This window comes from Mesorhizobium sp. CC13 (genome assembly GCF_039907765.1).
Lineage (GTDB): Bacteria > Pseudomonadota > Alphaproteobacteria > Rhizobiales > Rhizobiaceae > Aminobacter.
The window spans coordinates 305,578-325,381 of record NZ_JARDJI010000003.1; the positions used below are offsets into that span (position 1 = coordinate 305,578).

Annotated in this window: 22 protein-coding genes; 6 read left to right on the forward strand and 16 right to left on the reverse strand. The window is 65.2% G+C overall.

Features of this window, described 5'->3' with window-relative positions:
* Positions 1-20 precede the first annotated feature (20 nt).
* From tsaE to PV773_RS07375, 8 genes are all read right to left on the reverse strand, one after another.
* A complete protein-coding gene (gene tsaE, locus PV773_RS07340; protein WP_347965709.1) occupies positions 21-1,526 on the reverse strand; it encodes a tRNA (adenosine(37)-N6)-threonylcarbamoyltransferase complex ATPase subunit type 1 TsaE in 1,506 nt (501 codons plus the stop codon).
* A gap of 4 nt (positions 1,527-1,530) precedes the next feature.
* Positions 1,531-4,080, reverse strand: coding sequence for an ATP-binding protein (locus PV773_RS07345; protein WP_347965710.1), 2,550 nt, complete (start codon positions 4,078-4,080; stop codon positions 1,531-1,533).
* 197 nt (positions 4,081-4,277) lie between these two features.
* Positions 4,278-5,678: an adenosylhomocysteinase gene (gene ahcY, locus PV773_RS07350; RefSeq protein ID WP_347965711.1), complete on the reverse strand. Its 1,401-nt coding sequence runs from the start codon at positions 5,676-5,678 to the stop codon at positions 4,278-4,280.
* Positions 5,679-5,830: 152 nt separating this feature from the next.
* Entirely contained in the window at positions 5,831-6,133 is a 303-nt protein-coding gene (locus tag PV773_RS07355) for an HPr family phosphocarrier protein (protein ID WP_340038535.1), read from the reverse strand.
* The gene (locus tag PV773_RS07360; RefSeq protein WP_347965712.1) at positions 6,130-6,531 is read right to left on the reverse strand and encodes a PTS sugar transporter subunit IIA; all 402 of its coding nucleotides are present in this window, start codon (positions 6,529-6,531) and stop codon (positions 6,130-6,132) included. Before PV773_RS07360 ends, PV773_RS07355 begins: the two co-directional genes overlap by 4 nt.
* A 161-nt stretch (positions 6,532-6,692) precedes the next feature.
* Entirely contained in the window at positions 6,693-7,124 is a 432-nt protein-coding gene (locus tag PV773_RS07365) for an HPr kinase/phosphorylase (protein WP_347965713.1), read from the reverse strand.
* 17 nt (positions 7,125-7,141) lie between these two features.
* Positions 7,142-8,926, reverse strand: a complete 1,785-nt coding sequence (locus tag PV773_RS07370) for a sensor histidine kinase (RefSeq protein WP_347965714.1) — start codon at positions 8,924-8,926, stop codon at positions 7,142-7,144.
* Between the two features lie 22 nt (positions 8,927-8,948).
* Positions 8,949-9,650, reverse strand: a complete 702-nt coding sequence (locus PV773_RS07375; RefSeq protein WP_340038539.1) for a response regulator transcription factor — start codon at positions 9,648-9,650, stop codon at positions 8,949-8,951.
* 358 nt (positions 9,651-10,008) lie between these two features.
* On the opposite strand from PV773_RS07375, the gene PV773_RS07380 reads away from it, so the two are divergent.
* From PV773_RS07380 to PV773_RS07395, 4 genes are all read left to right on the forward strand, one after another.
* Positions 10,009-11,619 carry a phosphoenolpyruvate carboxykinase gene (locus PV773_RS07380; RefSeq protein ID WP_347965715.1) on the forward strand — a complete coding sequence of 537 codons (1,611 nt, stop codon included), beginning with the start codon at positions 10,009-10,011 and terminating at the stop codon, positions 11,617-11,619.
* 86 nt (positions 11,620-11,705) lie between these two features.
* A complete protein-coding gene (gene arfB / locus PV773_RS07385) occupies positions 11,706-12,143 on the forward strand; it encodes an alternative ribosome rescue aminoacyl-tRNA hydrolase ArfB (protein ID WP_347965716.1) in 438 nt (145 codons plus the stop codon).
* Positions 12,144-12,282: 139 nt separating this feature from the next.
* The gene (lysM, locus tag PV773_RS07390; protein WP_347965717.1) at positions 12,283-12,801 is read left to right on the forward strand and encodes a peptidoglycan-binding protein LysM; all 519 of its coding nucleotides are present in this window, start codon (positions 12,283-12,285) and stop codon (positions 12,799-12,801) included.
* A gap of 97 nt (positions 12,802-12,898) precedes the next feature.
* On the forward strand, positions 12,899-13,522 hold the full coding sequence (locus PV773_RS07395) for an alpha-ketoglutarate-dependent dioxygenase AlkB (protein ID WP_347965819.1): 624 nt from the start codon (positions 12,899-12,901) through the stop codon (positions 13,520-13,522).
* 21 nt (positions 13,523-13,543) lie between these two features.
* Here the strand turns inward: PV773_RS07395 and coaA are convergent, their stop codons facing one another.
* From coaA to hisB, 8 genes are all read right to left on the reverse strand, one after another.
* Positions 13,544-14,506 carry a type I pantothenate kinase gene (gene coaA / locus PV773_RS07400; RefSeq protein ID WP_347965718.1) on the reverse strand — a complete coding sequence of 321 codons (963 nt, stop codon included), beginning with the start codon at positions 14,504-14,506 and terminating at the stop codon, positions 13,544-13,546.
* Between the two features lie 37 nt (positions 14,507-14,543).
* On the reverse strand, positions 14,544-14,864 hold the full coding sequence (locus PV773_RS07405; protein ID WP_347965719.1) for a phosphoribosyl-ATP diphosphatase: 321 nt from the start codon (positions 14,862-14,864) through the stop codon (positions 14,544-14,546).
* A gap of 14 nt (positions 14,865-14,878) precedes the next feature.
* Positions 14,879-15,664, reverse strand: a complete 786-nt coding sequence (gene hisF, locus PV773_RS07410; protein ID WP_347965720.1) for an imidazole glycerol phosphate synthase subunit HisF — start codon at positions 15,662-15,664, stop codon at positions 14,879-14,881.
* 103 nt (positions 15,665-15,767) lie between these two features.
* Complete coding sequence (gene hisA, locus PV773_RS07415) at positions 15,768-16,532, reverse strand: 1-(5-phosphoribosyl)-5-[(5-phosphoribosylamino)methylideneamino]imidazole-4-carboxamide isomerase (protein ID WP_347965721.1); 765 nt, start codon at positions 16,530-16,532, stop codon at positions 15,768-15,770.
* Positions 16,533-16,534: 2 nt separating this feature from the next.
* Positions 16,535-16,828 carry a DUF1330 domain-containing protein gene (locus PV773_RS07420; protein ID WP_347965722.1) on the reverse strand — a complete coding sequence of 98 codons (294 nt, stop codon included), beginning with the start codon at positions 16,826-16,828 and terminating at the stop codon, positions 16,535-16,537.
* A complete protein-coding gene (gene hisH, locus PV773_RS07425) occupies positions 16,825-17,475 on the reverse strand; it encodes an imidazole glycerol phosphate synthase subunit HisH (protein WP_347965723.1) in 651 nt (216 codons plus the stop codon). The genes PV773_RS07420 and hisH overlap by 4 nt, the downstream gene beginning before the upstream one ends.
* Before the next feature lies 1 nt (position 17,476).
* The gene (locus PV773_RS07430) at positions 17,477-17,959 is read right to left on the reverse strand and encodes a DUF2628 domain-containing protein (RefSeq protein ID WP_347965724.1); all 483 of its coding nucleotides are present in this window, start codon (positions 17,957-17,959) and stop codon (positions 17,477-17,479) included.
* Positions 17,960-17,961: 2 nt separating this feature from the next.
* Complete coding sequence (gene hisB / locus PV773_RS07435; RefSeq protein WP_347965725.1) at positions 17,962-18,561, reverse strand: imidazoleglycerol-phosphate dehydratase HisB; 600 nt, start codon at positions 18,559-18,561, stop codon at positions 17,962-17,964.
* Between the two features lie 188 nt (positions 18,562-18,749).
* Between hisB and hslV the strand changes: the two genes are divergently transcribed.
* Positions 18,750-19,298: an ATP-dependent protease subunit HslV gene (gene hslV, locus PV773_RS07440; RefSeq protein ID WP_340038552.1), complete on the forward strand. Its 549-nt coding sequence runs from the start codon at positions 18,750-18,752 to the stop codon at positions 19,296-19,298.
* A complete protein-coding gene (locus PV773_RS07445) occupies positions 19,288-19,803 on the forward strand; it encodes a GNAT family N-acetyltransferase (RefSeq protein ID WP_347965726.1) in 516 nt (171 codons plus the stop codon). The genes hslV and PV773_RS07445 overlap by 11 nt, the downstream gene beginning before the upstream one ends.
* The last annotated feature ends 1 nt before the right edge of the window (position 19,804 follow it).

The following is a 19,804-nucleotide window of genomic DNA, read 5'->3' on the forward strand; positions in this document are numbered from 1 at the left end:
TCCTCAAAGGCCCACTCACGTCAGAACTCCTCGAGCAGGCGGTTGTCGCGATAGAAGTCGCGCAGCGCGGCCAGGGCTGGATGCGCCAGAGCGCGATGCAGATAGTCGCGGATGCGCGGCAGGTGCCTGAGGTATTGCGGCTTGCCGTCGCGACGGTCGAGGCGAACGAAGATGCCGAGGATCTTGGAGTTCCGCTGTGCCGCCGTGATGGCGTAGGCCTCGCGGAAGGCGGCCTCGTCGAAGCTGCCGGCGGCGTGGCGGGCGGCGACATAGGCATCGACCGTGGCGTGCTCGATCTCCGCCGAGACCGTCACCCGCGCATCCATGGCGAGCGAGGCGACGTCATAGGCGACCGGGCCGATCAGCGCATCCTGGAAGTCGACGATGCCGAGCCGGTCGAAACCCTTCTTCTCCGCGCGCCAGATGATGTTGGGCGAATGGTAGTCGCGCAGCACCAGCCCATACTGTTTGTCGGCGAGGCGATCGAAGACGGCGTTCCAGGCGGCGCGGTAGCCGTCGCGCAGCTCGGCGGAGGCGGGTGCGCCGGTGACGGCGGGCACGTACCAGTCGACCAAAAGGTCGACCTCGATCGTCAGCGCGTCGAGGTCGAATGGCGGGACCTGGTGGAAGACGCCGGGCGCGGCCTCCAGCCGGTCGTCCCAGTGTTTCCCGTGAATCATCGCCAGCAATTCGGCGGCGGCGGCGTAGCGCCCGGCGATCGGCTTGCCCTCGGGATCGAGAAAGGCGCCGGAGCCGAGATGTTCAAGCAGCAGGAACCCCCGCTCGAGATCCTGGGCGACGATGCCGGGCACGGTGACGCCGCCTGCGGCAAGCGCGCGGTCGACGGCCGCGAAGGCGGCGACGGTCTGGGCGGTATGCGCGATCTCGGCATAGGGCTTGCCGTCGCGCACAGGCGGGCCGAGCACAAGACGCGGCGAGTTCATCAGCACCAGCGGCGCATGACCGACGCGCGTCACCGTCTCGTAGGCGCGGGCGGAAGCGTCGCCGACGAAGCGGGCGCGATGCGCCTCGCCCCAGCCGGAGGCGACCAGGAAGTCGCGCATGGCGAGCGAGCGGGCGACACGGTCGAAGGCCGGACCGTCGCCCGAGATCGTGACGCGGCGGCCGTCGCCTTCATGCTCTATGGCGAGCCGCAGGCTGGTGGCGGGCATGGCGTCGGCAGCGCGCTCCGGCCATTCGACCAACGCGACACCTGTTGCGGCCGCCTCGTCGAAGCCGAGCTCTTCCAGCTCTTCCGACGACGACAGGCGGTAGAGATCGAAATGGTGGACGGGGACCGGCGTGTCGTAGCTCTGGACCAGGGTAAAGGTCGGGCTCGGCACCTCGTGGGCGGGATCGCCGGCCAGCGACCGGATCAGGCCGCGCGCGAGTGTCGATTTGCCGGCGCCGAGGTCGCCGTCGAGCAGGAACACGTCGCCCGGCCTGACAGCCATGGCGAGGTCCTCGCCCAGCTGCGTCGTCGCGGCCTCATCGGGCAGGAAGCGCTCCAGCGATCTGGCCGCCAAGGGGCTACTCCGCCGCCACCCGGACGCCTGCCGGCGTGTCGGGGAAGAGGCAGACCACGGTCGTGCCGCGGTCCTTGCCGCTGTCGATACGGACGGTGCCGCCATGCAGCTCGACGAAACTCTTGACGATGGAGAGGCCGAGGCCGGCGCCACGGCGGCGGCCGCCATTGACGCGGGATTCGAAGCGCTGGAATACCGTGTCGAGCACCTCCGGCGGCATGCCGGGGCCATCGTCATGGACGGAGAACTCAACGCCGTCGGGACGCTGGCGGCAAGCGAGCGAGATGGTGCTGGCCGACGGTGCGTAGTTCACCGCATTGCTGAGCAGGTTGTAGAGGATCTGGCGAACGCGGGTCTCGTCGCCGCTGAAGCTCTTGGGAGCAGCCGCAAGATCGACGGAAAGCTGGATCGAATGCTCCTGCAGGCGGTCGGCCACCAGCTCGACCGCAGCTTCGATGGCACGGTCGACGCGGACCTCGGAGATGTCGAGCTGCATGATGCCGGCGTCGACGGTGGCGAGGTCGAGGATATCGTTGACGATCGTCAAGAGCACGCCGGAGGACGAACCGATGTGCTCGACGTATTCGCGCTGGCGCTGAGACAGCGGGCCGGTGCCGGGCAGGGACAGAAGCTCGGTGAAACCGATGATGTTGGTCAGCGGCGAGCGCAGCTCATAGGAGACGTGCTGGACGAATTCGTTCTTGATCTGGTCGGCGCGTTGCAGCGCCTCGTTCTTGTCCTTGAGGGCGCGCTCCATGTTGACGCTGTCGGTGACGTCGACGAAGGTCAGCATCACCTGGCCGTTGGGCAGATGCACGACGGCGTGCTGCAGCACGGTGCCGTTGAGCAGTTCGGTCTGCCCGCGCCTGTCGCTGCGCTCGTCGAAGCCGGTGACGGCGGCAACGAAATCGCCCCACGGGCTGTTGTCGGCGTGCATGTCGCATTCGGCGCGGATGGCCGAGATGTGCGTGCTGGGCCGCAGGATGTCGTCGGAGACGCCCCAGAGCTGGCCGAAGGCCGGGTTGAACAGGCGGATGCGGCCGTCGGGACCGAAGACGACGACGCCTTCGGCGAGATTGTCGAGGGTTTCGCCCTGGACGCGTACGGCGGTGGTGTAGCGGCTTTCGAGATCGATCTTCTCGGTCAGGTTCTCGAACACCCAGGTGACGCCGCCCTTGGGCTGTGGGTTGGCGACGACGCGGATGGTGCGGCCGTCGGGCAGATGCCAGAGATGCTCCTGCGGATCGACGGCGCGATAGGCGCCGAGTAGGTTTTCCTTCCAGCGTCGCCATTCCGGCTGCTCGGGCAGCTTGCGCTCGCTGCGCAGGCGGTCGAGCAGCAGTGCATTGTCGGGCGCGCTGGTGAGATAGCCGGCGTCGAGGTCCCAGAGCTTCTGGAAGGCCTGGTTGTAGAAGCGCAGCTTCTGGCCCGCGTCGAAGGTGGCCACGGCCGTCGCCACCTGGTCGAGCGTGTCGGAATGGCTGCGCACGACCTGGGTGAATTCCTCGCGGATGGCGTCCGCTGCGCTCATGTCCACCGCCAGGCCGGCCGAGCCGCCCCTGCCGACCACGTCGGTGACCAAGAACATCCTGCGGTCGCCGTCGATCACCGTCGACATGTTTTGCTGGAAGGCGGGTCGCGAAATCTGCTGCTGGGCGATGGCCTCGCGCGACCGGGTTCCCAGGAACTCCTTGCCGTCGCGCACGACAGCGGAGGAATCGGTCGCCTCGACGGCCCGGGCGAAGGCCTTGTTGACCCATTTCAGGCGGCCGTCGGCGTCGCGCATCCAGAACGGCATGTCGACGGCGTCCATCAGGCCGACGAGCGTTTCGTATTCGGCGCCGATGCGCTGGTTCTCGAGCTTCAGCCGGGCCTGCAGGCGCTGGGCTTCGGAAATGGACATGAAGCGGACGATGACGTGGGCGCCGCTCTTGCGGCCCTGCACCTCGAGCACCGCACCCGCATGGGTCTCGACCACCAGCTCGAAGGCGGTCCCCTTGTCGCGCAACGTGGCCACGGCGTTTTCGAGTGCTGCAGCCGAGCGCGGCATCACCCAGCGGCCGAACGCAAGGAAGGCCGCGCGTTCGTCAGGCGCCCCAGTCTCGACAGGCAGCGAGCCGATCAGCTCAGGCTTCTTGTTTTCGCTCGCCCAGACGACGATGCGCTGGTCGCGCAGGTTGAGCAGCGCATCCGAACGCTGCAGCGAGGCATTGAGGTCGGCGACGCGGCCGCGCAACTCTGTGTTCTGAGACGACAGGCGGCCCTTTTCGCGGATCAGCGCAACGGCGGTGATGAGCGCGGCGCCCATGACGCCGACGAACATGGCGAGCTGGATGACCTCGGCGGTTCCGACGGGAAGGCCGGCGACCGAGGCCTGCTGGGCATGAGCGACGTCGAGCTGGGTCCAGAGCGCGGTCGTGCCGAGCACGAGGAAAGCCACGCGACGCCCCAGCCGACGCACGGCCAACCACTGGCCGCCCGGAAGGGCTTTCTGCGAATCTTCATGGCCGCCGGAGGCGGCCCTTCCCGCTGGAAGCGGGTATTCCCCCGGCATGTCCTGTTATCCTCTGTGCCGCCCGTTTGCGCGACCGCCCCGAGGCGCCCGGCTGTGCCGCCAGCACCGGACGCGTGACGAATCACGTCACAATACCGCTTAGGCGAATCGCCGTGAAGGAGCCGGCGCGGCAAAAGAAATGCCGGGCGAAAAGTCAATCGCCCGGCATCAATATCTTGTAGGTATTAGCGCTATGGTTAATAGCGATAGTGTTCCGGCTTGAACGGCCCCTTCGGCGTGACACCGATATAGGACGCCTGCTCGTCGGACAGGGTGGTCAGCTTGACGCCGAGCTTGTCGAGGTGCAGCCGCGCAACCTTCTCGTCGAGATGCTTGGGCAGCACATAAACCTCGTTCTTGTACTGGCTACCCTTGGCGAAGAGTTCGATCTGGGCCAGCACCTGGTTGGTGAAGGACGCCGACATGACGAAGCTCGGGTGGCCGGTGGCGTTGCCGAGATTGAGCAGTCGGCCCTCCGACAGCAGGATCATCCGCTTGCCGTCCGGGAAGGAGATCATGTCGACCTGCGGCTTGACGTTGGTCCACTTCAGATTGCGCAGGCCTGCGACCTGGATCTCGTTGTCGAAGTGGCCGATGTTGCCGACGATGACCATGTCCTTCATCGCCCTCATGTGGTCGAGGGTGACGACATCCTTGTTGCCGGTGGTGGTGATGACGATGTCGGCCGTCGGCGCAGCGTCCTCGAGCGTGACGACCTCGAAGCCGTCCATCGCCGCCTGCAACGCGCAGATCGGATCGACCTCGGTGACCTTGACGCGGGCGCCGGCCCCCTTGAGCGAGGCAGCCGAGCCCTTGCCGACGTCGCCGTAGCCGCAGACGACGGCGACCTTGCCGGCCATCATCACGTCGGTGCCGCGACGGATGCCATCGACCAACGATTCCTTGCAGCCGTACTTGTTGTCGAACTTCGACTTGGTGACCGAGTCGTTGACGTTGATCGCGGGGAAGGGCAGCAGGCCCTTCTTCTGCAGCTGGTAGAGGCGGTTGACGCCGGTCGTGGTCTCCTCGGTGACGCCACGGATCGCCTCGCGCTGCCTGGTGAAGAAGCCGGGCGTCGCGGCAAGGCGCTTCTTGATCTGGGCGAACAGGATCTCTTCTTCCTCGCTGCCCGGCCTGGACAGCACGTCCTCGCCTGCCTCGGCGCGGGCGCCGATCAGGATATACATGGTGGCATCGCCACCGTCGTCGAGGATCATGTTCGAGGTGCCGCCGTCGGCCCACTGGAAGATCTTGTCGGTGTATTCCCAGTACTCCTCGAGCGTCTCGCCCTTGACCGCGAAGACCGGAATTCCGGCATCGGCGATTGCCGCCGCGGCATGATCCTGGGTCGAGAAGATGTTGCACGAGGCCCAGCGGACATCGGCGCCGAGCGCCTTCAGCGTTTCGATCAGCACGGCCGTCTGGATGGTCATGTGCAGCGAGCCGGAAATGCGCGCGCCCTTGAGCGGCTTGGCCTCGCCGAACTCGGCGCGGCAGGCCATCAGGCCCGGCATTTCGGTTTCGGCGATCTCGATTTCCTTGCGTCCCCAGCCGGCGAGCGAAATGTCGGCGACCAGATAATCCTTGCTACCCGTCATGGTTTGCTCCGATTCCTGTTGCTGCGCGCCGGCGCGGGAGGCCTAGTCGTGGGCGCGCGGAAAGAAGCGCCTGACTATCAGATCAGGCCGCCACCGACAATGGGACATAAAGAAATCTTTATTCGTGCATGTCGCCTGGCCGATGCCGGCGATCAGCATTCCTCGCCGAAACGCGCAGCGACGAGGGTGGCGAGCGCCTCGACGGCCTCGGCCGCCTCCGGTCCGCTGGCGCTGACGCGGATCGTGCAGCCGGGGCTCGCGGCCAGCATCATCAGGCCCATGATCGAGGTGCCGCCGACCGAAATCCCGTCCTTCTCCACGGTCACCGAGGCCTGGTATTCGCCGGCGATCTGGACGAACTTGGCGGAAGCCCGGGCGTGCAGGCCGCGCTGGTTCACGATGGCGAGGTCGCGCACGACGTGACCCTGTTCGGCGGGATAGGGCATGCCGCTCATTTTCCGCTCAGCACCTGGCTTGCAACGTTGATGTATTTGCGACCGGCGGCCTGCGCCTCGTCGAGGGCGGCGGCCATGTTGTCCGCCTTGCGCACGCTCGACAGCTTGATCAGCATCGGCAGGTTCATGCCGGCGATGACCTCGACCCGGCCGGCTTCCATGACGGAAATGGCAAGATTCGACGGCGTGCCGCCGAACATGTCGGTGAGCACGACCACGCCGGTGCCGGTATCGGCGCGGGAAACGGCAGTGATGATATCGCTGCGGCGCTGCGCCATGTCGTCATCGGCACCGATCGATACGGTCTCGAAATTGTCCTGCGGTCCGACGACGTGTTCCACCGCATGGCGGAACTCCTCGGCCAGTTGACCGTGCGTCACTAGCACGAGTCCGATCATTCTGATTTGGCTCCCGTCATGGCCCCTTCACAGCCGCGCAGTATGCTCGCCGCCTTCGGATGGCGGGAGCGCTATCTTGTCGACGGCGAAGGCGTTTACAAGCCCCTATTTACGGCACAGCACGCCATTTTGACGCAATGCAGCAAAAAATTTGGGCAGCGTCACGCGCGGAGCCCGATGCCCATGCGCGTCAGTACGGCAGGCACCGCGGCGAATGTTTCGCGCTGGGCGAGAACAAGTCTCGCCACGCTGCAACCAAGAAGCGTCTCTTCCGTTTCGTCGGGAAGCCGCTGCACATCGGCGGGCGGCACGAGCCTGGCGATCAGATCCACCACCGTGGCCGGCTCGTGGTCGCAAGCGACAGGCCCGATCCCGCGGATCTCGGCCAGACCGGCAATCGCAGCCGGAGCGCGGCAGAGCAGGCGTCCACCATGACCGGACAGGAACACCTGATCGTCGGAAACCAGGCGTCCAAAGAGACCTTGAGCGCGCACCCGATCGACGAGGGCGAGCGCCAAGGTCGACTTGCCGGAGCCGGAAGGCCCGGCGACGAGCACCCCGCGATCACCGAGGACCACTGCCGTCGCATGCATGTTGAACCTCGGCACGATCAGCCTTCGGCAGGAAGCGTGACGATGAAGCGGGCACCCTTGATCTCGCCCGGCTTGGTGCCGCTGATATTTTCCGCGCTGAGCGTGCCGCCATGCGCTTCGACGATCTGGCGGCTGATCGAAAGGCCCAGTCCGGAGTTCTGGCCGAAGGCCTCGCTGGACGGCCGATCGGTGTAGAAGCGCTCGAAGATGCGGTCGATGTTCTCGGCGCGGATGCCGGGACCGTTGTCCTCGACGGTGATGACATTGAACTTGCCGACACGCGCCAGGCCGATGTCGATCCGGCCATACTCATCGGGCACGAAGGAACGGGCGTTCTCGATCAGGTTGGTGATGACCTGGCCGATGCGCAGATCATGGCCCACCGCGTTGTAGCCCTTCACGTTGGCCGGCAGCTTGGCCGTCTTGAACTCGATCTCGACGGGTTTCTTGTGGCGACCGGTCTCGCGCGAAACCGAAACCAGGTCGCCGATGAATTTCTTGAGGTCGACCTTGGTCGCGTCCTCGCGCGCCAGCTCGGCGTCGAGGCGCGATGCATCGGAGATGTCGGTGATCAACCGGTCCAGGCGCTTGACGTCGTGCTGGATGATTTCCATCAGCCTTTCGCGCGAACTCTCGCTCTTGGCCAGCGGCAAGGTCTCGACCGCGCTGCGCAGCGAGGTGAGCGGGTTCTTGAGCTCGTGGCTGACGTCGGCGGCGAAGCTCTCGATCGCCTCGATGCGGGCATAGAGCGCATTGGTCATGTCGCGAACGGCGACCGACAGATTGCCGATCTCGTCCTGCCGGTCGGAGAAGTCGGGGATCTCCTCGCGATTCTTACCGCCGCGGCGGACGCGATTGGCAGCCGCAGAAAGCCTGCGCAGCGGATTGGCGATCGTCGAGGCCAGCAGCAGCGACAGCAGCGCGGTCACCAGAGCGGCGACGCCGAAGACACGCAGGATCGCCTTGCGCTCGGCCGCGACGATCTTGTCGATGTCGCCGCCTTCGGTCGAAAGCATCAGCACGCCGAGCACCGCCCGGAAGCGCTGGACGGGAACGGCGACGGAGACGATCTGCTCGCCCTTCTCGCTGATACGCACGATCGTCGCCGGACTGCCGGTAAGCGCCTGCATCACTTCCGGGAATGCGGAACCGTTGCCGCCCGGCTGCTCCTTGTAGACGGGCAGCGTGCTGTCGCGGAAGAAATCGAAGACGAACTTCTGCGCCCGCTCGAGCAGCGTCGCCTCCTCCTCCTCGACCGGCGGCAAGTCATATCGGAGGATCTGGCCGCGCGAATAGAGATGGCGCGAGTCGAGCAGGAGATTGGCTTCGCGGTCGAAGATGCGCGCCCGCGTCCGCGTCGGCGAAATGAGGCGGCGCAACACCGGCGCAACACGCTCCGGATTGATCGGGAAATCCAGGCTCTCCAGCTGGTCGGACCCAGGCGCGAGCGTTTCGCCGGCTTGCAGCTCGAGTAGCTTTTCCGGGTCGATGCTGATCGAGTCCGTCTCGACCGTCGCCGAGGCGGCAATTGCGCCGGCGATGATCTCGCCCTGCGTCATAAGGCTTTCGACGCGGGCATCGATGAGGCCGTCGCGGAAGGTGTTGAGGTAGAGGATGCCGGCGACCAGCACGCCCAGCCCGGCGAGATTGAGAAAGAGGATTCGCCGCGTCAGGCTGGAGAAGAAATGATGGCCGAGGAAACGACTGAGCCGCAGACGCGTCCGGTCGATCACGGCCGACAGGCGCCCGCGTGGTCGCTTGGCGGTGGCCGCCGGCTTCCTGATCTCCGCCTCAATCGCCATGTGATCTCAGCCCTCGCCGGAATCACGCCTCGCGGAATCTGTAGCCGACGCCGTAGAGGGTCTCGATCATCTCGAAGTCGTCATCGACGGCCTTGAACTTCTTGCGCAGGCGCTTGATATGGCTGTCGATGGTGCGGTCGTCGACATAGACCTGCTCATCATAGGCCGAATCCATCAGGGCGTCGCGGCTTTTGACCACGCCGGGACGCTGTGCCAGCGAGTGCAGAATGAGGAATTCGGTGACGGTCAGCACCACCGGCTCACCCTTCCAGGTGCAGGTGTGACGCTCCTGGTCCATCACCAGCTGGCCGCGTTCGAGCGAGCGCGACGCCTGCGTCGGAGCCTTGGCGGCGGCTTCGCGGGCGCTGGCGCGGCGCAGCACGGCACGTACCCGCTCGACCAGCAGACGCTGCGAGAACGGCTTGCGGATGAAATCGTCGGCGCCCATCTTGAGGCCGAAGAGTTCGTCGATCTCGTCGTCCTTGGAGGTCAGGAAAATCACCGGAAGATCGGTCTTCTGGCGCAGCCGGCGCAGCAGTTCCATGCCGTCCATGCGCGGCATCTTGATGTCGAGGATCGCAAGGTTCGGCGGCCGGGCGGTCAGGCCCTCCAGCGCCGAGGCGCCATCCGTGTAGGTCTCGACACGGTACCCTTCGGACTCGAGCGCAATCGAAACCGATGTAAGAATGTTGCGGTCGTCGTCGACAAGCGCGATCGTTGCCATCTCCGGCGGCTCCCTCATATGGCTGTCCCTTCCTGCGATAAGCAGGGCTTTTGCAGGACAAATTAGGTACAAAATGTGGCATAGCCCCCGCCGACGGAGAGCGCAACCGCCATGCCCGATGCTTGCCTTATATGGGGCAGCCCCGCCAAAACTCGAACAAAAAACTGCCTACGTCCTGTGCGTCGCCGCCTAGTTCGTGATCATTTAAACGATTTAGATATTTTTCAAATTTTTTAAATCGATTAATGATTTGATATCGTTTGGCTTTTCTGTTTCTGGCTGCCTCCAGTCCCCTCGGGACAGCGGCGTCCGGCCCGTCGACCGGACATTGGCGTCAAAGCAAACGAGGCTGTACCACATGTCGGAAACCGGTAAGCGCAATCCCGCCTGCGGGATCGAGACGGCAGGGCTCAAGACATCGGGAAAGGTCCGTTACAACTTGGGCGCCGCGTTTCTCACCGAAGAGGCCATCCGCCGCGGTGAAGCGCAGCTGACCGCCCATGGCGCGCTGGTTGCCGAGACCGGCCAGCACACCGGCCGCTCGCCGAAGGACAAATTCGTCGTGCGCGACGAAAACACCGAGCCGCACGTCTGGTGGGACAACAACAAGCCGATCAGCCGCGCCCAGTTCGACGCCCTGCATGCCGATTTCCTGGCGCATGCGGCCGACAAGGACCTTTACGTGCAGGATCTGATCGGCGGCGCCGACCGCTCGCTCTGCCTGCCGACGCGCGTCGTCACCGAATTCGCCTGGCACTCGATGTTCATCCGTAACCTGCTGATCCGTCCGGAAGAAGCCGAGCTTGCGCGTTTCGTGCCGGAGATGACGATCATCGACCTGCCGTCGTTCCGCGCCGACCCGGCACGCCACGGCACGCGCACCGAAACCGTCATCGCGGTCGACCTCACCCGCATGATCGTGCTGATCGGCGGCACGGCCTATGCCGGCGAGATGAAGAAGTCGGTGTTCACCGCGCTCAACTACCTGCTGCCGGCCAAGGGCGTGATGCCGATGCACTGCTCGGCCAACGAAGGCCCCGACGGCGACGCCGCCGTGTTCTTCGGGCTTTCCGGCACCGGCAAGACGACGCTTTCGGCCGATCCCAAGCGCACGCTGATCGGCGACGACGAGCACGGCTGGGGGCCTGGCGGCATCTTCAACTTCGAGGGCGGCTGCTACGCCAAGACCATCCGCCTGTCGGCCGAGGCCGAGCCGGAGATATTCGCCACCACCCGGCGCTTCGGCACCGTGCTCGAGAACGTCGTGCTCGACGAGAACCGCGTGCCCGACTTCGACGATGGTTCGCGCACCGAGAACACCCGCTGCGCCTATCCGCTGGACTTCATCCCGAACGCCAGCGCAACCGGCCGCGCCAGCCACCCGAAGAACATCATCATGCTGACGGCCGATGCCTTCGGCGTGATGCCGCCCATCGCCAAGCTGACCCCGGCGCAGGCGATGTACCACTTCCTGTCGGGCTACACGGCCAAGGTCGCCGGCACCGAGCGCGGCGTAACCGAGCCGGAAGCGACCTTCTCGACCTGCTTCGGCGCGCCGTTCATGCCGCGCCACCCCAGCGAATACGGCAACCTGCTGCGCCAGCTGATCGCCGAACACGGCGTCGACTGCTGGCTGGTCAACACCGGCTGGACCGGCGGCGCCTATGGCACGGGCTCGCGCATGCCGATCAAGGCGACCCGCGCGCTTCTGTCGGCAGCGCTCGACGGCTCGCTGAATTCGGTCGAGTTCCGCACCGACCCGAACTTCGGCTTCGCCGTGCCAGTCTCGGTGCCCGGCGTCGACGGCAAGATCCTCGACCCGCGCTCGACCTGGGCAGACGCTGCGGCCTATGACCGCCAGGCCAAGAAACTTGTGTCGATGTTCGTCGACAATTTCGGCAAGTTCGAAAGCCATGTCGACGCCACCGTGCTGGGCGCTGCCCCGCAAGTGCGCGAGGCGGCCGAGTAAGGCCGGCAACGCCCCGGAGATTTTCGAAAGGCCCGGCCCAGCGCCGGGCCTTTTCTTTTCTGCGCCGGCGCGGCATGACTTCGCTCATGAACGCCGACGACAAGATCATCATCGCCGACGACGTGGTCATCCATCCCGACGACATCGAGGAGAACTTCATCCGTTCCTCGGGGCCGGGCGGGCAGAACGTCAACAAGGTGGCAACCGCCGTGCAGCTGCGCTTCGACGCCGCCAACGCCCCGGGGCTGCCCGAGCGCGTGCGGGCGCGCACCATCAAGCTCGCCGGGCAGAGGGCGACCAAGGACGGTGTCATCGTCATCGAGGCTGGCCGCTACCGGACGCAGGAGCAGAACCGCGCCGACGCGCGCGCCCGGCTGGCAGCATTGGTGGCCAAGGCCGCCGAGCCGCCGCCACCGCCGCGCAAGAAGACCAAACCGACAAAGGGTTCGGTCGAGCGGCGCCTGAAAAGCAAAGCCGGACGTTCGACAGTCAAGAAGCTGCGCGGGCGCGTCGACGGCGACTAGAACTCATCTTGCATATTCCTAATGGAAGGCGCTTCGCACCTTTCCTGGAATGTCCTCGCTCACAGCTGTTGGTTGCCGCTTCCAATTTGGTCTAGCAGATGCCAAGTTTCGGCGACTGCCACAGCAAGGGAGACCACGGATGGGCATGTTCGATTTCGTCAAGAATGTCGGCAAGAAGCTTGGTTTCGGCGGCGAAGACGAGGCGCCGACGGCAGAGACGTTGAAGAAGGAGCTCGATTCGCACAAGCTTGGCACCGACAACGTTCAGGTCGTGGTCAAGGGCGACACGGCCGTGCTGACCGGCGTGGTCAAGGACCAGTCGATTTTCGAGAAGGCCGTCATCGCCGTGGGCAACACGCTCGGCGTTTCCAAGGTGCAGGCGGACGAACTCAAGGTCGTGGCGCCCGATTCCGGCCTGAAGCTCGACGGCAAGGTCGACATGACCGAGTTGGTGAAGGCTGCGACCCCGGCCAAGCAGCCGGTATTCTACACGGTCAAGAAGGGCGACAACCTGTCGAAGATCGCCGAGGCCCAGTACGGCAAGGGCAAGGCGTCGAAATACACCGTCATCTTCGAGGCCAACAAGCCGATGCTGACGCATCCCGACAAGATCTATCCCGGTCAGGTGCTGCGCATCCCCGACATCGCGACTGCCTGATCCGGAAACATCCATTCCAACGAACGGCGGCTTTCGGGTCGCCGTTTTTCGTTTCGGGTGGCATGCTTGGCGGCAGAATCGACGAGGCCTCATGATCGTGCTCGTGCTCCCGAAAGGCGTTCGCCACATGCCCGGCTTCCTGTCCCGCGAGGTGCAGGAAGGCTTGGTCGAAAGCGTGCGCGAAGTGGTGAAGCAGGCACCGCTCTACACACCCGGGATGCCGCGCACGGGCAAGCCGATGAGCGTGCGCATGACCAATTGCGGCAGCCTCGGCTGGGTCACCGACAAGGATCGCGGCTATCGCTACCAGCCGACCCATCCGCTCACTGGCGAACCCTGGCCGCCCATTCCGGAAGCCCTGCTTGCGCTGTGGCGCGAGGTTTCCGGCTATCCCCATCCGCCCGAGGCCTGCCTGGTCAATTTCTACACCGACAGTGCCAAGATGGGCTTGCACCAGGACCGCGACGAGAAGGAGTTCGAAGCACCCGTCGTCTCGGTGTCGCTGGGAGACGCCTGCCTATTTCGCGTCGGTGGCTCCCGGCGCGACGACCGAACGGTGTCGATCCGGCTGGAGAGCGGCGACGTGGTGGTGCTGGGCGGGGAGGGGCGGCTCGCCTTCCACGGCGTCGACCGCATCTATCCGATGACCTCCGCGCTGTTGAGGCAGGGCGGACGCATCAACCTGACGTTACGGCGGGTGACGAAGCCAGAAACGGCGTAAGCGACCAGCCGAGTTCAAACCTCAGAGCTTGCGGATCGCCACTTCCTCGACCAGGTGGCCGGCGCCCTTCTTGAGGATCAGGTCGGCGCGCGGGCGTGTGGGCAGGATGTTCTCGCGCAGGTTCTTGAGGTTGATGTTGGCCCACAGCCCCTCGGCGATGGCACGGGCGGCATCTTCTGACAGCTGCGAATAGCGATGGAAGAAGGACTGCGGGTTGCGGAAGGCGGTCTCGCGCAGGCGCATGAAGCGCTCGATGTACCATTCGTGGATGATGCCTTCCTCGGCATCGATGTAGATCGAGAAGTCGAAGAAATCGGACACGAAGGGCACGAACTTGCCATCCTTGGGCAGTTCGCGCGGCTGCAGCACGTTGATGCCCTCGAAGATCAGGATGTCCGGCCGGTCGACGGTGACGAACTCGCCGGGCATGACGTCGTAGGTCAGGTGCGAATAGACGGGCGCACGCACATTGGGCTGGCCCGACTTGATGGCCGAGAGAAAGCGCAGCAGCGCGCCGACGTCGTAGCTGTCTGGAAAGCCCTTGCGCTCCATCAGATTGTCTCGCCTCAGCACCTCGTTGGGGTAGAGGAAGCCATCGGTGGTGACGAGATCGACCTTCGGGCTCGACGGCCAGCGCGTCAGCAGTTCCTTCAGGATACGCGCCGTGGTCGACTTGCCGACGGCGACCGACCCGGCCATGCCGATGATGAAGGGGGTCTTGGTGCCTTTCCTGTCGGAATTGAAGAAACGCTGGCGCTGGCGGAACAGCTGCTGGCTGGTCTCGACATGGGCGGACAGCAGCCGCGACAGGGACAGGTAGATGCGCCGGACTTCCTCGAGGTCGATCGGCTCGTACATGGAGCTCAGCCGCGCGACCTCGTCCCGGGTCAGGGTCATCGGCGTGTCGGCACCGAAGCCCGCCCAATGCTCGGCGGAAAAGAACCAGTACGGGGAGTATTTTTCCGTCGGCGCGAGTTGATCCATCGCATGTTCCCTGCAGGGGGCCTGGGCCCGGGGCAAGCTACTTCGTCCGGGAGGCCTTCTCGGCTAGCCCCGACTGTGCGGTGCGGCGTTCGAGTTCGGCCATCACCTCAGACATCGGGACGCCGGCGACGGCCAGCACGACGAGCCAATGATAGAGGAGATCGGCACTTTCCGAAACGAGGCCCTTGTCGTCGCCCTTGACGGCGGCGATCACCGTCTCGACCGCCTCTTCGCCGAGCTTCTTCGCCGCCCGCTCCATGCCGCTTTGGTAGAGCTTGGCGGTCCAGGAACTGGCATCGCCCGAGCGGGCGCGCTCGGCGACGATCCTCTCGAGATCGGAAAGGGAGAATCCGGTCATTTCTATCTCCCGCGTCAACCGATCGGATCGAGCCGCATCGGCAAGCCCGCTTTTGCCATGTGGGCCTTGGCCTCGGCAATGGAATAGGTGCCGAAGTGGAAGATCGAGGCGGCGAGCACCGCCGTCGCATGGCCCTCGCGGATACCGGCCACCATGTGGTCGAGAGTGCCGACGCCGCCCGAGGCGATGACGGGCGCGCGCACCGCATCGGCCACGGCGCGGGTCAAAGCGATGTCGTAGCCGATCTTGGTGCCGTCGCGATCCATCGAGGTCAAAAGGATTTCGCCCGCGCCGAGGTCGACCACCTTGCGGGCGAATTCGACGGCGTCGATGCCGGTGCGCTCCCGGCCACCATGGGTGAAGATCTCCCAGCGGTCGGCCTCGCTTGCCTGGGACACCTTCTTGGCGTCGATGGCGACGACGATGCACTGGTTGCCGAACTTGTCTGCCGCCTCGGCGACGAAATCAGGGTTCTTCACCGCCGCCGTGTTGATCGACACCTTGTCGGCGCCGGCGAGCAGAAGCTTGCGGATGTCGGCGACCTGCCGCACGCCCCCGCCGACGGTCAGCGGCATGAAGCACTGCTCGGCGGTACGGGCGATGACGTCGAAGATGGTCTCGCGGTTGTCGGAAGAGGCGGTGATGTCGAGGAAGCAGAGCTCGTCCGCGCCAGCGGCATCATAGGCCTTGGCGGCCTCGACCGGATCGCCGGCGTCGACGAGATCGACGAAGTTCACGCCCTTGACGACACGGCCGTCTTTCACGTCGAGGCAGGGGATGACTCGAGCTTTGAGGGTCAAAGGACGGCCTCCGTTTTTGTTTGCGCGTCCTCGCCGCTTCGCGGCTGCGGGCGACGCGGGCCGTCCTTCACGTCGAGGCAAGGGTTGACGCGGGCCTTGAGGGTCATGGGCGTTCCTCAAATAGTCCGGGCTCGGGCTTGAGCGTGCCACGAAGAATGGCGAGCGCCTGGGCCGGGTCGATGCGGCCGTCATAGAGCGCGCGGCCGGAGATCGCGCCTTCGAGCTTCTTCGCGTCGGGCATGGTCATGCGGACGATGTCGGCAATCGAGGCGAGGCCACCCGAGGCGATGATCGGGATCGACACGGCTTCGGCGAGATCGATGGTCGAATTCCAGTTGATGCCGGCCAGAATGCCGTCGCGGTCGATGTCGGTGTAGATGATGGCGGCGACGCCGGCGCCCTCGAACTTCTTCGCCAGCTCGACGACGCCGAGGCTCGCGGCTTCGGCCCAGCCTTCGACTGCGACCTTGCCGCCCTTGGCGTCGATGCCGACGGCCACCTTGCCGGGGAATTTTTTGCAGGCTTCCTTGACCAGATCGGGGTCGCGCACCGCGACCGTGCCGAGGATGACGCGGGCGAGGCCCTTGTCCAGCCAGCTTTCGATATGGGCGAGAGTGCGAATGCCGCCGCCGAGCTGGACCGGGTTCTTCGTCGCCTTGAGGATCGCCTCGACGGCCGAACCATTGACGCTCTCGCCTGCGAAGGCGCCGTTGAGGTCGACCACGTGCAGCCACTCGAAGCCCTGGTCCTCGAAGGCCTTCGCCTGGGCGCCGGGGTCTTTGTTGTAGACGGTCGCCTGGTCCATGTCGCCGAGCTTGAGGCGCACGCACTGGCCATCCTTGAGGTCGATGGCGGGGAAAAGGATCATGCTCAGACGCCTTCGACGATGACGAACTTGCCGATGGAGGCGGCGTGCCGAAGCTTCACCACCTCCTGGTATTCGGGGGAGTGGTAGCAGGCGACCGCCTGCTCGTAGGATTCGAACTCGACGACCACGTGGCGGTTGCCGGTCGGGCCCTCGGGGTCCTCGTGACGGCCGCCGCGGACGATCAGCTTGGCACCGTAGGGGGCGATCGCCGCGCCGTTGGAGGCGATGTAGGCCGGATAGGCCTCGGGGTCGGTGATCTCGATCATCGCGATCCAGTAGCCCTTCTTGGTCGTCATGGCTTCCACCTCAGGAAGTTGGCGATGAGGCCGAGGCCAAGCGCCTGGCTCTTTTCGGGATGAAACTGGGTGCCGACGAGATTGTCGCGCGCCACGGCGGCGGTGACGCGGCCGCCATAGTCGGCGGTTGCCAGCACCTCTTTCTCGTTCGTCGCGTCGAGATGGTAGGAATGCACGAAATAGGCATGCAGGCCCTGTGGTCCCGTTTCGATGCCGTGGAACACCGGATGGGCCTGTTTCACGTGAATCGTGTTCCAGCCGATCTGCGGAATCTTGAGCGTCGGGTCGGACGGCGTGATCTCCTTGACGTCACCGGCGATCCAACCGAAGCCGTCGGTGACGGTCTTCTCCAGCCCACGTTCCGACATCAGCTGCATGCCGACGCAGATGCCGAGGAAGGGATGCGCCTTGCGTATGGCGACCTCCTCGACCGCTTCCCACATGCCGTCGACGGCGCGCAGGCCGGCGGCGCAGTCGGCATAGGCGCCGACGCCGGGAAGCACGATGCGGTCCGCCGTCAGAACGCGATCGGCATCCGCGGTGAGGTCGATCTCGGCGGAAATGCCGGCCTCGCGGGCGGCGCGTTCGAAGGCCTTGGTTGCCGAGCGGAGGTTGCCCGAACCGTAGTCGATGATGGCGACACGCATGTCAGTTTCTTCCCGGATAGTTCAGGAGGCCAAGCGCCGCGCCAGTGGTCGGCGAGCGCGGCGCAACGGCAGGGGAGATGGCGACAGTGGCCGGCACAGGTTCGTCCTCAAGCGTTCCCGCGGCAAACAGGTATCGCATCTCGGCGTCGTCGGCCGAGTCGGCTTCGAGCACGCCCCACTGGCTCCAGCCGGCACGGCGCAGCGCGGCGATCCGCAGGGCGCCGCCCTCGAGCCCGACATAGAGTGAAATCAGCAGCGGCAGCAGGGGGGCTGCAATGGTCAGGCCGGCCCACTCGCTCGCCGCGGCCAATGCCAGACCCACGGCGAAGGTCACCACGGCCTCGAGCCACAGCCTGTGCCAGAGCATCCACAGGATCGGCGCGACGAAGCCGAAGAAATACACGCCGTCGCGGACGAAGACTGCACTTTCCGAAGCGTTTTTTCCTGCCGAGGCTGGAGGCTCCATGACGACATGGATGGCCATGGCTATCCCTTCAGGCTGCCCTTGGTCGAGGGTACTGCGTCAGGCTGGCGCGGGTCGCTTTCAAGGGCCGTGCGCAACACGCGCGCCACGGCCTTGAAGCAGGTTTCGGCGACATGATGGTTGTTGGCGCCATAGTGGTTGGTGACGTGCAGCGTTATGCCAGCATTCTGGGCGAAGGCCTGGAAGAACTCGCGCACCAGCTCGGTGTCGAAGCTGCCGATCTTGGGCGCCGAGAAATCGACGTTCCAGACCAGGAACGGCCGGCCCGACACGTCGATCGCCGCGCGCGTCAGCGTCTCGTCCATGGCGAGGTCGATCGAGGCGTAGCGCATGATGCCGCGACGGTCGCCAAGTGCCTTGGAGAGCGCCTGGCCAATCGCAATGCCGCAATCCTCGACGGTGTGGTGGTCGTCGATGTGCAGGTCGCCCTTGGCCGAGACCTTCATGTCGATCAGCGAATGCCGCGACAGCTGGTCGAGCATGTGGTCGAAGAAGCCGACGCCGGTTGCCATTTCCGAGCGGCCGGTGCCGTCGACATGGACCGAGACGGAAATCTCGGTTTCCTTGGTCTTGCGGCTGACTTCGGCGGAACGGGGGGCCATGGCTGATCCTTGTCCTTGGAACGTGAGCCTTCTAACAGCATGATCGGCCGGTTGCCAATTGCTGGAAAGTGCATTTCGTCCCCGCTCCGGCCGATTTGCAATCCTTGCCTGGCGGCATACATAAGGTCGAACTTCCACTCGTAACGCGCTCGCCGCCTGAAAGGGGCAGCGCGCCATCGGAGACCCGAATGTCCAACGAACAGAGCATGCACGCCACGACCATCGTGACCGTGCGCAAGGGCGGCAAGGTGGTGATCGCCGGCGACGGCCAGGTGAGCCTCGGCCAGACGATCATGAAGGGCAACGCCCGCAAGGTCCGCCGCCTGGGCAAGGGCAACGTGATCGCAGGGTTCGCCGGCGCCACGGCGGATGCATTCACGCTACTCGAAAGGCTCGAGGCCAAGCTCGAGCAATATCCCGACCAGCTGACGCGCGCCTGCGTCGAGCTCGCCAAGGACTGGCGCACCGACCGCTACCTGCGCCGCCTCGAGGCGATGATGCTGGTGGCCGACAAGAACGTGTCGCTGGCGCTGACCGGCACCGGCGACGTGCTGGAACCCGAACACGGCGTGATGGCCATCGGCTCGGGCGGCAACTACGCGCTGGCCGCAGCGCGTGCGCTGATGGACACCGACAAGGACGCCGAGGAGATCGCCCGCAAGGCGATGCAGATCGCCGCCGACATCTGCGTCTACACCAACCACAGCTTCGTCGTCGAAACGCTCGATGCCGAATAAGGCATCTGCGCACTACGACTTCCGCCCGGTGACCAGGGCCGACCTGCCGATGATCAGGGCCTGGTTGGCCCAGCCGCATGTCGCCGAATGGTGGGATGACCCAGAAGACGAGATCGCCGCGATCGAGGAGCACATCGACAGCATCTCGGTCGAGCCGCTAGTCATCGAGCTGGACGGCAAGCCGATCGGCTACCTCCAGAGCTACGATCCCCACATGGAGGACGACCACCCCTACCAGGACCAGCCCTTCGGCACGCTTGGCATCGACATGTCGATCGGCGTGCCGGATCTGGTCGGCAAGGGTCACGGTTCGGCCATCATCCGGCAGTTCGTCGCGGATCTGTTCGAGGAAGGCGTGCCAAGGGTGATCATCGACCCGGACCCTGCCAACAAGCGGGCCATCCGTGCCTATGAAAAGGCCGGCTTCGTGGCTTTCGACACGCGAACGTCGATCTACGGCCCGGCGCTGATGATGGCGATCGACGCCGATGGGGAGGAATTCTAGG

Coding starts and splice junctions, on each gene's coding strand:
- PV773_RS07345 (WP_347965710.1), bottom strand. CDS start 4,080: ATGCCGGGGGAATACCCGCTTCCAGCGGGAAGGGCCGCCTCCGGCGGC.
- ahcY (WP_347965711.1), bottom strand. CDS start 5,678: ATGACGGGTAGCAAGGATTATCTGGTCGCCGACATTTCGCTCGCCGGC.
- PV773_RS07355 (WP_340038535.1), bottom strand. CDS start 6,133: ATGAGCGGCATGCCCTATCCCGCCGAACAGGGTCACGTCGTGCGCGAC.
- PV773_RS07360 (WP_347965712.1), bottom strand. CDS start 6,531: ATGATCGGACTCGTGCTAGTGACGCACGGTCAACTGGCCGAGGAGTTC.
- PV773_RS07365 (WP_347965713.1), bottom strand. CDS start 7,124: ATGCATGCGACGGCAGTGGTCCTCGGTGATCGCGGGGTGCTCGTCGCC.
- PV773_RS07370 (WP_347965714.1), bottom strand. CDS start 8,926: ATGGCGATTGAGGCGGAGATCAGGAAGCCGGCGGCCACCGCCAAGCGA.
- PV773_RS07375 (WP_340038539.1), bottom strand. CDS start 9,650: ATGGCAACGATCGCGCTTGTCGACGACGACCGCAACATTCTTACATCG.
- PV773_RS07380 (WP_347965715.1), top strand. CDS start 10,009: ATGTCGGAAACCGGTAAGCGCAATCCCGCCTGCGGGATCGAGACGGCA.
- arfB (WP_347965716.1), top strand. CDS start 11,706: ATGAACGCCGACGACAAGATCATCATCGCCGACGACGTGGTCATCCAT.
- lysM (WP_347965717.1), top strand. CDS start 12,283: ATGGGCATGTTCGATTTCGTCAAGAATGTCGGCAAGAAGCTTGGTTTC.
- coaA (WP_347965718.1), bottom strand. CDS start 14,506: ATGGATCAACTCGCGCCGACGGAAAAATACTCCCCGTACTGGTTCTTT.
- PV773_RS07405 (WP_347965719.1), bottom strand. CDS start 14,864: ATGACCGGATTCTCCCTTTCCGATCTCGAGAGGATCGTCGCCGAGCGC.
- hisA (WP_347965721.1), bottom strand. CDS start 16,532: ATGATCCTTTTCCCCGCCATCGACCTCAAGGATGGCCAGTGCGTGCGC.
- PV773_RS07420 (WP_347965722.1), bottom strand. CDS start 16,828: ATGACGACCAAGAAGGGCTACTGGATCGCGATGATCGAGATCACCGAC.
- hisH (WP_347965723.1), bottom strand. CDS start 17,475: ATGCGTGTCGCCATCATCGACTACGGTTCGGGCAACCTCCGCTCGGCA.
- PV773_RS07430 (WP_347965724.1), bottom strand. CDS start 17,959: ATGGCCATCCATGTCGTCATGGAGCCTCCAGCCTCGGCAGGAAAAAAC.
- hisB (WP_347965725.1), bottom strand. CDS start 18,561: ATGGCCCCCCGTTCCGCCGAAGTCAGCCGCAAGACCAAGGAAACCGAG.
- hslV (WP_340038552.1), top strand. CDS start 18,750: ATGTCCAACGAACAGAGCATGCACGCCACGACCATCGTGACCGTGCGC.
- PV773_RS07445 (WP_347965726.1), top strand. CDS start 19,288: ATGCCGAATAAGGCATCTGCGCACTACGACTTCCGCCCGGTGACCAGG.